8 protein-coding genes are annotated in these 12,946 nt (G+C 46.8%); all 8 read right to left on the bottom strand.

From position 1 onward, the window contains the following. Positions 1-29 precede the first annotated feature (29 nt). Complete coding sequence (locus DA100_RS20185; protein WP_138973771.1) at positions 30-569, bottom strand: SPOR domain-containing protein; 540 nt, start codon at positions 567-569, stop codon at positions 30-32. Beyond that, positions 570-1,835: a bifunctional tetrahydrofolate synthase/dihydrofolate synthase gene (gene folC, locus DA100_RS20180; RefSeq protein WP_138973770.1), complete on the bottom strand. Its 1,266-nt coding sequence runs from the start codon at positions 1,833-1,835 to the stop codon at positions 570-572. A gap of 44 nt (positions 1,836-1,879) precedes the next feature. Then, on the bottom strand, positions 1,880-2,806 hold the full coding sequence (gene accD, locus DA100_RS20175) for an acetyl-CoA carboxylase, carboxyltransferase subunit beta (RefSeq protein ID WP_138973769.1): 927 nt from the start codon (positions 2,804-2,806) through the stop codon (positions 1,880-1,882). A 175-nt stretch (positions 2,807-2,981) separates the two neighbouring features. Continuing rightward, on the bottom strand, positions 2,982-3,776 hold the full coding sequence (truA, locus tag DA100_RS20170) for a tRNA pseudouridine(38-40) synthase TruA (RefSeq protein WP_138973768.1): 795 nt from the start codon (positions 3,774-3,776) through the stop codon (positions 2,982-2,984). Between the two features lie 97 nt (positions 3,777-3,873). Then, positions 3,874-9,069 (bottom strand): FimV/HubP family polar landmark protein, encoded by a 5,196-nt coding sequence (locus DA100_RS20165; RefSeq protein ID WP_138973767.1) that lies wholly within the window; start codon positions 9,067-9,069, stop codon positions 3,874-3,876. A gap of 201 nt (positions 9,070-9,270) precedes the next feature. After that, positions 9,271-10,284: an aspartate-semialdehyde dehydrogenase gene (locus tag DA100_RS20160; protein WP_138973766.1), complete on the bottom strand. Its 1,014-nt coding sequence runs from the start codon at positions 10,282-10,284 to the stop codon at positions 9,271-9,273. Further along, the gene (locus DA100_RS20155; RefSeq protein WP_138973765.1) at positions 10,281-11,414 is read right to left on the bottom strand and encodes a 4-phosphoerythronate dehydrogenase; all 1,134 of its coding nucleotides are present in this window, start codon (positions 11,412-11,414) and stop codon (positions 10,281-10,283) included. Before DA100_RS20155 ends, DA100_RS20160 begins: the two co-directional genes overlap by 4 nt. A 264-nt stretch (positions 11,415-11,678) precedes the next feature. Next, the gene (fabB, locus tag DA100_RS20150; RefSeq protein ID WP_138973764.1) at positions 11,679-12,890 is read right to left on the bottom strand and encodes a beta-ketoacyl-ACP synthase I; all 1,212 of its coding nucleotides are present in this window, start codon (positions 12,888-12,890) and stop codon (positions 11,679-11,681) included. Between the last annotated feature and the right edge of the window lie 56 nt (positions 12,891-12,946).

Below are 12,946 nucleotides of genomic sequence, written 5' to 3'. Positions count from 1 at the left end.
ACAGAAAAAACGCTGACGCAAACGTTTTCTTATGGGTTTAGCGGTTTAAATTTGAGCAACTGACCTTTTGAACCAGTAATTTTTTCCAGTTCTAGGATCTGACGCTCCAATTTACTCTTAGACACATCTGGGCCGATAATAATTCGTGTAAAACCATTTTCCGGCTTAGTATGCGCTTGGTAGCCTCGCTTCTGTAGGTCTTTAACCAAGTTGTTCGCATTGTCGGCATTTTTGAGCGCCATAAGCTGAACAATCCATGCAGTATCTTGATACTCATTGCGCTCAGGTATTTCTTTCACGACAACGGGTAATGGCTTATCTTCAGCGACACCATCAGAGCCCGTTTCGACGACCTCGACAGGGGTTTGAGGAAGGCTTTGCGAATCATCAACAGGATCAAGGATTTCGAAGCTTTCAAGCTCACTATCCAACTCGGGCTTGAGAGGAATACTCGCTATCTCTTCCTTGTAATGGGTTTTCTTGCCGTCTAGTACATCCGGCAAAACGATGACACCAACAGCTACTAAGATGATGGTACCGACTAGACGATTTTGAAACTTGCTTGCCATTTATTCTCCTTTGTTCTGCCAATGCTCGAGGACTTCTCCAACCGTATGGAAAGAGCCCACAACTAGGATGACATCTTGCGCCTTTGCTTTTGTCAGTGCAGATTCAAATGCTGCAACTGGCGCATCAAAATAGGCAACCCCCTTTGGTAGGTACTGGCATAGCTCCTGCGCCGAAGCAGCACGAGGCCCCGTCAGTGACGCAGGGTACCAATAAGAGGCAACCGGCATCAACGCTTCTAGAGTCGCTTTAATATCCTTATCATGCAGCATCGCTACCACAGTGTGAATCGTCTTATTCTGATATTGCTCTGCAACACGACAAACGAGATATTGTGCCGAATGCGGATTATGCGCTACATCAAGCAGTATGGTTGGCTCATCACTTAGAATTTGCATTCGACCAGGCAATTGAGCGTTTTGCAGACCATTGACGATGTTTACATCACTTAGCTCAAGGTTTGCTGTTGCAAGTGCCATTAGTGCTGTAGCGGCGTTTTGTAGTGGTAAACCCGGTACTGGTAGATCATCTAACTGATAAGAGCCATGTACCCAGCGCCATGTGTTTAGATCCGTCAACTGGTAGTCGTACTGGATCCCAACCTGATACAGCTCAGCGCCGATATCATCTGCATGCGCTGCAACGGTTGCAGGTGCTTTTGGTTGCCCACAGATTGCGGGCTTTCCGCTGCGATAGATGCCTGCTTTTTCGTAACCGATAACATTGATGTCGTCACCCAGCCAATCTACATGGTCAATGGCCAAGCTGGTGATAATCGATACATCATGATCAACCACGTTGGTGGCGTCTAAGCGCCCGCCTAGCCCAACTTCAAGTAACACAATATCGACTTTCTCAGTTTGAAACAGACGCAAAGCTGCAAGCGTCCCATACTCAAATAGGCTTAAGCTGACTTCGCCACGCTGCTTCTCGATGAAATCAAATGCTTGAGCATGTTTTTCATCGGATAGATCCTGACCATTGATACGAACGCGTTCGTTGTAACGAATAAGATGTGGAGAGCTATACACGCCAACAGAATAACCCGCATCTAATAGAATCGCTTCCATCAATGCGCAGGTTGATCCCTTGCCGTTAGTTCCGGCAACCGTAATCACGGTCGGTGCAGGTTTGGTAAGATTTGCTGCTTTGGCAACAGTTTGGACACGGTCCAGACCGAGGTCGATCGCAGAGGTATGAATGTTTGATAAATAATCAAGCCACATCGATAGTGGAGATGTGGCTTGAGGAATTTGGCTTAGACTCATCTAACTTTAACCAATAAATTGTGGTTGCTTGTTAGTGAGTTACTTTACCCTTTTTCGTCCGCTTCTGGTACTGAATAAGCAGCTTCATTTGGTGAATCGTTAACAGAAACCACCAATGGTGATGGTTTATTGTTCATCTTCGCCATTAAGCCACCGATACGCTGACGCATTTCGCGGCGATCAACGATCATATCAATTGCACCGTGATCAAGCAGGAACTCACTACGCTGGAAACCTTCTGGTAGGTCTTCACGTACCGTTTGCTCGATAACTCGACGGCCAGCAAAACCGATCAATGCTTTTGGCTCACCAATATTGATATCGCCAAGCATCGCTAAACTTGCCGAAACACCACCCATAGTTGGGTCAGTCATTACCGATACGAATGGAAGACCTTTCGCTGACAGACGCTCTAGCGCAGCACTGGTTTTCGCCATTTGCATTAGAGACATTAATGCCTCTTGCATACGAGCACCGCCACTGGCAGAAAAACAAACTAAACCACAGTTGTTCTCCATTGCCGCTTCAGCTGCACGAACAAAACGAGCACCAACCACTGAACCCATTGAACCGCCCATGAATGAGAAATCAAATGCACAAGCTACGATAGGCTGACCTAGTAGTTCGCCTTTCATTACAACCAGCGCGTCTTTCTCACCGCTGCTCTTCTGAGCTGCTGAAATGCGGTCTTTATACTTTTTCGAGTCTTTGAACTTCAGTTTATCTTGCGGCTCAAGCTCGTCAGCAATCTCTACACGATTATTTTCGTCTAGGAATGTTTCAAGGCGACGACGTGCTCTCATACGCATGTGATGATCACATTTCGGACATACTTCTAGGTTACGCTCTAGTTCAGCGTGGTAAAGCACCTGCTCACATGAAGTACATTTGGTCCAAACCCCTTCAGGAATAGACGCTTTACGTGAACTAACAATGTTGCTTTTTTCTAAAATCTTTTCAAGCCAACTCATGGAAGACCTTTTCTCTCTACTCCTGCGCTCAATGCGAAGGATACAAATTCTGAATTTACGCGTGAGGATTAAAGCATATTAAATGCCAAGTGTAGACAAAAAACTGGTTGTACCTATTTCCTGACTCAATTTCTCACACACTAAAGACCTGATTCATTCGACAATTTATCACGAATTAGTTCAGATTATCAGGCAAAAATAGTGGCCCAATCGGCACTCTTGGTAATTCAAACCCATCAGGGTAATCAACGTCAACGAGGTACAGGCCTTCCGCTTTCGCCGTCGCTCCCGCCAACTTGCGATCCTTGGCTGCAAGCAACCACTCGATCCACTGCGGCTCCTGCTCTCCTCGACCAACACAAATCAAACTTCCAGTGATATTGCGCACCATATGATGAACAAATGCGTTCGCTTTGATGTCAATAACAACATACTGACCATGACGCGACACATTAATGTGCATCATGTTTCGCCATGGGCTGCGAGATTGGCAATGTGTCGCTCTAAAGGAGGTAAAGTCGTTTTCGCCTAACAGATACTGTGCGGCTTGATGCATCTTCTTTTCATCAAGCTCACCGTGATAGTGGCTCACACCCGAAGACAATATACCCGGACGCAGTGCGCTGTTGAAAATGATATAGCGGTAGCGGCGTGCTGTAGCGGAAAAACGGGCATGAAACTCGTCCGGTACCTCTTTAGCCCAACGTACTGCGATATCATCGGGTAAGTTAGCGTTGGCTCCCATTGTCCAAGCCACCATTTTACGTGTTGCGGTTGTATCAAAATGGACAACTTGACCTGTCCCATGAACACCTGCATCGGTCCGTCCTGCACACTGGACTTCAATTGGATAGTTAGCAACGATACTTAATGCGTGTTCTAACTTCTCTTGAACACTATTCACGTCTCTTTGGCGTTGCCAGCCATAGTATTGAGTACCATTGTATTCGATGCCTAAAGCAATTCTCATCGGGATGTTCTCACAGGATTGATTGACCTAAGAATGGGGCGGGAAGTATATACCAAAAAATAAGGGGGCTAAACTGCCCCCTTAGTCATTTCACCAATTAGCGATTGTTTATCGCATCAATCAAACTCTTCGCTTCACGTCGAATTTCATCACTGCCGTCAACTATTGCTTCTTCAAGCAATTTAATCGCGCCCTGTGAATCACTCATTTCGATGTAGATTTTGGCTAAATCTAGTTTACCCGCGGCCTCGGAGTTCGCATCAACATCAGTGTGATCGCCGATATCACCAATAACATCAGGAAAATCATGTAGACCAACATCAAGTTTGAGTTCGTCATCGATCTCTTGTTGCTCTTCTGACTCGACTTCCGCCATCAATTCGTCGATGGTGCGGAATGTATGCTCCTGAGGATTAAACTCGTCAAGGCCTGGTTGATCTTCCCAATCCTCGTCCAGTGCCTGCTCAAGGGTATTGTCGACAGACCAGATATCTTTTTCATCATCAGGGATTTCGTCCGAAATCGTAGCCTGCTGCTCTGGTGAAAGACTAAAACCATTCCAGTCTTCACCGATTTCAAGCATCGCGTCGATATCCATGCCTGCACTGTCAGAAGTCACCGCATCAATCGGCTTGTCAAATGAGAATCCACCGTGTGGCTGATCATCTTCCGCCAGCAGCTCATCAAAGGCTTTTTCATCAAACTGCTGATGTGCCATATCCGGTGCATCAACACGTGCAGCGCTTTCTGCTGGTATTTCTTCGAGATCTGGCAGTTCAACGGGTTCAAGTGCAAAGTCATCATGCTGCTCTGAGAGATCTTCAGCCGATGAATCCAGATCCGCTAACGCCTCTTCTTCACCATACTCAGGCAAATCAAGTGCAGCAAGCGCTTCTTCCTCACCAAACTGAGGTAAATCGAAATCATCCAGATCAATGTTTTCATCATCTACTTGCGGAGCTTGATGAACACTTTCCGATTCGAGTTCAACATCAGCAATGGCTTCTTCTTCACCGATTTCTGGTCGCTCAAGGGAATCAATCTCTTGCTCTTCAGCAGGCTGTTGAAGTTGTTCTTCGCTTGACAGACCGTGCGATTCACTCATCTCAACTAACGCTTCTTCCTCGCCAAATTCTGGCAATTCAAAGTCGTCCAGTTCGATGTTTTCATCATCCACTTGTGGTGATTGATAAAGCTTCTCTGATGCAAGTTCTGAGTCCGCTAATGCCTCTTCCTCACCAAACTCTGGTAAATCTAGGTCATCCAACTCGAACGTTTCATCTTCTGCTTGAGGCTCTGCAAGCTCTTGTGCAGGTTCAAGCTCTGCATCCGCTAATGCGTCTTCTTCACTGTATTCCGGCAGCTCAAGCTCATCGAACGCCATGGCTGGCTCTTCCAGCGACGGCTCTTCAACTGACTCAGCAACAAGCGCTTCAGGTTCGAGAGCTGGGGCTTCTGCCACATCAGCCAATGCCTCTTCCTCACCAAACTCTGGCAAGTCTAGGTCATCCAACCCGAACGCTTCATCTTCTGCTTGAGGCTCTGTGAGCTGTTGTGCAGGTTCAAGCTCTGCATCCGCTAATGCGTCTTCTTCACTGTATTCCGGCAGCTCAAGCTCATCGAACGCCATGGCTGGCTCTTCCAGCGACGGCTCTTCAACTGACTCAGCAACAAGCGCTTCAGGTTCGAGAGCTGGGGCTTCTGCCACATCAGCCAATGCCTCTTCCTCACCAAACTCTGGCAAGTCTAGGTCATCCAACCCGAACGCTTCATCTTCTGCTTGAGGCTCTGTGAGCTGTTGTGCAGGTTCAAGCTCTGCATCCGCTAATGCGTCTTCTTCACTGTATTCCGGCAGCTCAAGCTCATCGAACGCCATGGCTGGCTCTTCCAGCGACGGCTCTTCAACTGACTCAGCAACAAGCGCTTCAGGTTCGAGAGCTGGGGCTTCTGCCACATCAGCCAATGCCTCTTCCTCACCAAACTCTGGCAAGTCTAGGTCATCCAACCCGAACGCTTCATCTTCTGCTTGAGGCTCTGTGAGCTGTTGTGCAGGTTCAAGCTCTGCATCCGCTAATGCGTCTTCTTCACTGTATTCCGGCAGCTCAAGCTCATCGAACGCCATGGCTGGCTCTTCCAGCGACGGCTCTTCAACTGACTCAGCAACAAGCGCTTCAGGTTCGAGAGCTGGGGCTTCTGCCACATCAGCCAATACCTCTTCCTCACCAAACTCTGGCAAGTCTAGGTCATCCAACTCGAACGCTTCATCTTCTGCTTGTGGCTCTGTGAGCTGTTGTACAGGTTCTGCATCGGCTAGTGCATTTTGTTCTGTTTTCAGCTCATCATGCTGCGCAATATCGGCTAGATCTAACTCTTCCTGCTCGATATTTTCATCCGCAGAAAGTGAAGCCAGCACATCTTCCGACTGGATGGTTTCTGGTTGCCCATCATCAATTAACCAATCATCATCTTGTGGAATGCCAAATTCATTCTCGATAGCTTCTGGCATTGGTGCGCTGGACTCTTTTGGAGTCTCTGAAGTCTCTGAAGTCTCTGAAGTCTCTGAAGTCTCTGAAGTCTCTGAAGTCTCTGAAGTCTCTGAAGTCTCTTTTAGTGTTTCGTTAAGCTCCTGCTGCGCAAGTACATCTTCTTGCTCAATTTGCGGCTGTTCTGATCCCGCTTCAGACTCATCGAGTTCAACCCTAGGTTGTTGCTCAACGCTGACGGTCTCTTGTTCTGGCGTGTGACCTTCAACTTCATCAATCGCAGACGTCAGCCAATCATCTTCTTCATCAAAGTCTTGTTCATCAGACGTCACTTCCGCCGCGTCAGTAACCGCAGATTCACCAACAGGATCCAGTTCGGATTCCAGCGCTTCATCTTCAAGTTCGTCGATATCAAATTGTGGGTTTTCGACTTCCTCAATGGCTGACGTTAACCAATCATCTTCTGGCTCTGGCTCTGGCTCTGGCTCTGGCTCTGGCTCTGGCTCTGGCTCTGGCTCTGGCTCTGGCTCTTCAGGCTCAGATATCTGCTGTTCAGTGTCAATAGCGACATCATCCACAAGCTGAGGTTCTTGCAAGTCATCTAGGTCTAACTCATCAAGTAACGGATCCGCTTCAGGAGCAGAGTTGATCATGTCATCAATAAAATCATTGCTTGAGAAGACTTCTTCAACTTGTGGCTCTACAACTGTCTCTTCTGCTAGAACGTCTGATTGTGCCTCAACCTCGGTGCTCTCAATTTCAAGTAGCTGCTCAAACAGGTCAGTCGCGTCGTCACCCAGTTCGTATTCAGTCTTGGATGAATCTGATTCGACAAGCTCCTCAATCAGTTCGGTGCTTTGTGAAAGATTCACATCTTCCGTATCTAGGTCTCCACCAATCAGTTCATCAAGCTCAGCATCTAGGTCAAACTCATCTTCACCCTCAGCACCATCGACGATGTCATCCAGTAAATCCGTGCTGTCTTGCGTAAACTCTTCATCCGCGCCAATCAGTTGATCAAATACATCGGATTGAGTGCTCGGTTGCGGTGCTTCATTCAAGCTATCTTCAACAAGCTCATCGAGCAACTCGGTGCTTTCCGAGCTTATTTCAACACTTTCCTCGTCTAATAACTCATCAAGAAGTGCTGTCTCATCAATGGAATTTGCTTCTAGCGCCTCTAGATCGGCCTGCGCTTCCATCTGAGCAAATATGTCATCAATTTCATCATCAGACGCGAAATTTGGCTCACTCAGGTCTTTACTCGATTCATCACTCAAATCGAACGATTCGGCACCGTCGTCAAGTAAGCTATCGAAATCAAGATCATCGCTGCTCTCGCCCTGCACCTCACTAAATAGGTCATCAAGAAGAGATTGATCCAGTTCCGTTGAGCCGAGATCTTCGCTATCACCATCTCCGGCCAGTAAAGAGTCAAACTCGTCTTGTGAGAATTCACCATCGTCGGATAAGTCAAACCCTTCATCATCGTCTGGGTCATCAATAATGACTTCATCTAAAGCACGTTCCATCTCTTCGAGACCAAGCGCTTTTTCATCGCCATTCACGCTGATGCCATTTGAGCTCATGTCTACATCAGCTAACGACTCGTCAAGATCACCATCATCACCAATTCCGGCAAATGGATCATCTCCATCCTCGCCTTCTAAGTTGAAATCGAGGTCGCTGTCATCTAAGTCAGCAAATACGTTGTCTTCATCAGCCTGTTTGCCATCAATGTCACTGTCGTCACCAAATAGCTGCTCGCTATCCGAGTCACCGAAGAGATCGTCATCAAGCAACAAATCATCATCAATATCATCGTTAAGGGTTTCTGGGACAATCGGTGCCACAGGCTGAACTGGTTGCTGTTCAGCTACGGTTTGTTGAGCGTCTTCTTTCTTACGACGTCCAAGTAACATCACCACAAACAAACCAATTAATAAACCTGGAATGATCGCTAACGCCGCAACCAACCAAGTATTCGAGAATAACTGGTCCATCGCTGAAGGCGCCATTTTCTGCTCTTCAGCCAGTCGTTGACGTTCCGCTTCAAGCAGTTTCTCTACTTCATTGCGAATACGGTTTTCGTCGCCCAGTTCATCTTTTAGTACATCGACTTCTGACTGAACTTCAGCAAGCATTAGGCGCAATTTGTGATTTTTTTCTTCCAGTGCAAGTAGCTCAGTTTCAGAGCTTTCCAGCTGGTTTTCTAGAGAACTGACCTGTTTTTGCTTTTCTTGCTCTGCGATAACTTTTAGTTCACTGCCGGTTTCTGTTTGTTCAGGCTTCGTCGCAGATGGCTCAGTGGTCGTTTCTGTCACAGGTGGACGAGCAGTAACCGTAGGTTTTACCTTCTCAGCGGTGACTGGGGTAACGTTTTTGCCCAAACGTGCTTGATGAGAAGCCATGACATTAACGGCTTCTTGCGTGCTTACAGCGCGAACCTGTTCTAAAGATGGGATACGAATGGTACTGCTTGGAATAAGCTCATGGATATTCTGATTGTCAAACGCTTGAGGGTTTAATTGAAAAATGGCGTATAGCGTTTGTTGCACAGTCACCGACGGAGAAGGACGCAACTGCGTAGCAATACTCCAAAGTGTTTCCTGCTCAGAAGTGGGGCCATAAAAACGAGAAGGCTCGGTTGTAGCTCGTGAATTACGTGAAAGAGGCTCTGAGAACTGGGGAGACGATTGGATCTCGCCGTTAGGTCCTTTAAGGCGAATGCTCTCCGCGCTTACTAATGATGTTTGAGTCACGGCAACCATTGCTAATGGCAATAGTAGACGCTGTAAAAGTCGACGCATATAAGGCTCAGCTATGTGCTCAATTAAATTTAAAGACAATGATCTGTTAAATATATCGGATAAACCCACCAAAACTATAGGTATAGAGGTAAAAAATGTGTGTCCAACGCCATATTCGCATTAATCTCACATAAATTTCCTCGATTCGATGAAAAAAGCCCCACTTGAAAACGAGGCTTCAATAACAATCTAATTTCGAGATTAGTAGTAATCGCGAATCAATACTTCAGCAATCTGAACAGCATTGGTCGCTGCACCTTTTCTAACATTGTCAGCAACAACCCATAGGTTTACACCACTATGGTGGCTAATGTCGTTACGGATACGGCCAACCATGACGTGGTCTTTACCACCAGCGTCGCGAACTTGAGTCGGGAAATCTTCACCTTGGAATACTTCTACGCCTTCCGTTTGTTCCAATAGGTTAATCACCTCTTGAGCATCAATTGGCGCACAAGTTTCAACGTGAATGGCTTCCGCGTGACCGTAAAAGACAGGTACACGAACACAAGTTGGGTTCACGGTAATCGCTGGGTCATTGAAGATTTTCTGGGTTTCCCACACCATCTTCATCTCTTCACGGGTGTAACCATTTTCCATGAACTGATCAATCTGTGGGATACAGTTGAATGCGATTTGCTGTGAAAATTCACTGTTCTCAGCTGGCATACCGTTAAGCAGTTTTGCCGTTTGACCAGCGAGTTCATCAATGCCGGCTTTACCCGCACCAGAAACTGACTGATAAGTCGATACGTTAATACGCTCAATACCAACCGCATCATGAATTGGCTTCAGAGCTACCAGCATTTGAATCGTTGAGCAATTTGGGTTGGCGATAATATTGCGGTTACGAAACTCTGCAATGGCTTCAGGGTTCACTTCAGGTACAACAAGTGGGATATCGTACTCATAACGGAACTGTGACGTATTATCGATCACAATTACGCCTTCGTCCGCTGCAATCGGAGCCCATTTTGCCGACAGTTCACCACCGGCAGAGAATAAAGCGATATGAGCTTGTGACCAGTCAAATTCTTCGACGTTTTGCACACGTACGGTTTTACCGTTAAAACGGTAAGTCTTTCCTTCACTGCGTTCACTGGCTAGCAGATATAGCTCACCGACTGGAAACTTGCGCTCTTGTAGCACTTCTAAAATAGTTTCACCGACCGCGCCGGTCGCACCTAATACGGCAACGTTATATTGTTGGCTCATTGACTTACCTCAACCTGAAAACCTAATTTTTCTAGGGGTGATAAACGACAACTTTCATCACCGACCAATGTGACGGCACTGTATTCTCGACGATCCCAGTAGTTCTTACGCATCCGGTCGAATGAACCTGGCTGACTGATCTCGCGACGGAATAAGGCGTCATCTTTACGCACATCGTAGACGAGCTGAGTGATGTTATGCAGCGTAGCTTCATCCCAATCACGATCCAATACCAGCTTAGGTACAGGAGCGGTTGGCAGCAAGTCACGGGCGTGCGCACGTAATTCGTTATCTAAGAACTCACAGTAGCTATTGAAAATCATCGTTGTTCCGCGAGCTTTGCCCTCTAGACCATACCCAGCGACATGAGGGGTTGCGAATGCTAGCAGAGGCAGAAGCTCCATATCAACCTCTGGCTCAAATTCAAACACATCTAACGCTGCAATAAAGCCATCGTTGCGCTGTAAACGTGCTTTTAGAGCCGAATTGTCAACGACTGGACCACGAGCAGCATTGATTAAAATTTGGTCACCGCGTAACGTATTGAGGACTTCTTCATCGATCAAATGATGAGTAGGATGCTTACCACTCCGAGTAATCGGTGTGTGGAGAGTAATGATATCGGCTTGACTCAACAGCGCCTCAAGAGGTGTAAACTGACGCAAATCCCCCGCATCTTGCTTAGGTGGATCGTTAATCAATACCTTGATTCCTACACCTTGCAAACATTGTTGCAAGTAACTGCCAACCTGCCCGGCACCAATGATACCAACCGTTTTATCAAAAACAGAAAAACCGTGTTGTTGAGCCAGTACCATCATGACACTGAACGCGTATTCTGCGACCCCGACTTTGTTACAACCCGGTGCCGCGGTGAAAAATATTCGTCGCTCTCGAAGTAAATCCTGATCAACATGGTCCATCCCCGCGGTTGCCGTCCCGACAAATTTGAGTTTGTTCGCTTTTGATAGCAGTTTTGCGTTGACCTTAGTAACAGAACGAATCATCAAGGCGTCGACATCGACAAGGTCATCTTCAGTTAGTGTGCGACCAGATTTTAGAACCACTTCGCCAAGCTGGCTAAAAAGCTGCTCTGCATAAGGCATATTTTCATCAATAAGGATTTTCATCTGTCTGTAGAGTGGGGTTGAATTGCAATGGGATTGATTGTGCAGAAAAGGCTCCTCAGTGTCGAGGTAATAATGCACTCAGGTAGCGATAAAGGGTAAAGAGAAAAATGCCCGGCTAAATAGCCGGGCAATAGTCCAGAACAAAAGGATCTTAACCCGCTCTCCATGGGCTAAAGTCTGCGTCTGTTAGGTTAACCTTTACTAATAAAGATTAGCCGGCTCTGGAAACTGGATTGCGAAGCATCATCTGCTCAGCAAATTCAGTTAGCCTTGGTACTTCCTGATCACTAATGTTGCGTTCGTACCACCAAAGCCAAAACTGTTTGACATCACGGTCGTTAGCTCGACATCACGCTTTTCAGTCACGATATCTAGGCCCTTAGCCGCTTCATCTAAATTAGCAATGTTAATGCTTGGAGCGATGAAATCATTGGTCAGCATTAGCGTTGAGTAAATTGCTTCGTGCACACCAGCAGCACCTAGTGCGTGACCTGTCATTGCTTTGGTTGCAGAAATAGCTGGGCTGTTGTTGCCGAATAGCTCTTGGATTGCACCCAGTTCTTTAACGTCACCAACTGGTGTTGATGTGCCGTGTGTGTTGACGTAGTCAATAACATCCACATCTTGCATCGCCATCTTCATACAACGCACTGCGCCTTCACCAGAAGGAGCAACCATGTCATAACCGTCTGAAGTCGCGCCATAGCCTACGATTTCACCGTAGATTTTCGCGCCGCGTGCTAATGCGTGTTCGAGTTCTTCGATCACCATCATGCCACCACCGCCAGAGATAACAAAACCGTCACGGTCAGCATCGTAAGTACGAGAAGCTTGGTCTGGAGTCTCGTTGTACTTAGTCGATAGTGCTCCCATAGCATCAAACATCATAGTTTGAGACCAATCTAGTTCTTCACCACCACCAGCAAAAACGATGTCTTGTTTGCCTAGTTGGATAAGCTCCATCGCATGACCAATACAGTGTGCTGACGTCGCACACGCAGAACTCATAGAGTAGTTCACGCCACGGATTTTAAATGGTGTCGCCAAACACGCAGATACGGTTGAAGACATAGTACGAGGTACCATATATGGACCAACACGTTTCACGCCTTTTTCACGCATAGTGTCCGTTGCGACAGTTTGGTTTAGTGCCGATGCACCGCCAGAACCTGCAACAATACCAGTACGGTCGTTAGATACCTGTTCGTCGGTTAAACCTGCATCTTCAATTGCTTGCTGCATTGATAGGTATGCATAAGCAGCCGCATCACCCATAAAGCGCATCTGTTTACGGTCAATGTGTTCTGCTGGGTTAATCTTTAAGTCACCCCAAACCTGAGAACGTAGGCCGTGTTCTTTAAACTGCTCAGAGGCAGTAATACCAGATTTACCTGCTTTAAGAGACGCTAAAACTTCTTCGACGTTGTTACCGATACTTGAAACAATACCCATACCGGTGATTACGACTCGTTTCATTATGACATTCCTATAATTCAAAAATCCGCCTGATAATAACTAAGATAGCGGGGAAA

The organism is Vibrio sp. Hep-1b-8 (assembly GCF_006124995.1).
GTDB lineage: Bacteria > Pseudomonadota > Gammaproteobacteria > Enterobacterales > Vibrionaceae > Vibrio.
The sequence above is the reverse complement of the archived record's forward strand: the minus strand, read 5'-3'. Positions and strand labels throughout refer to the sequence as shown.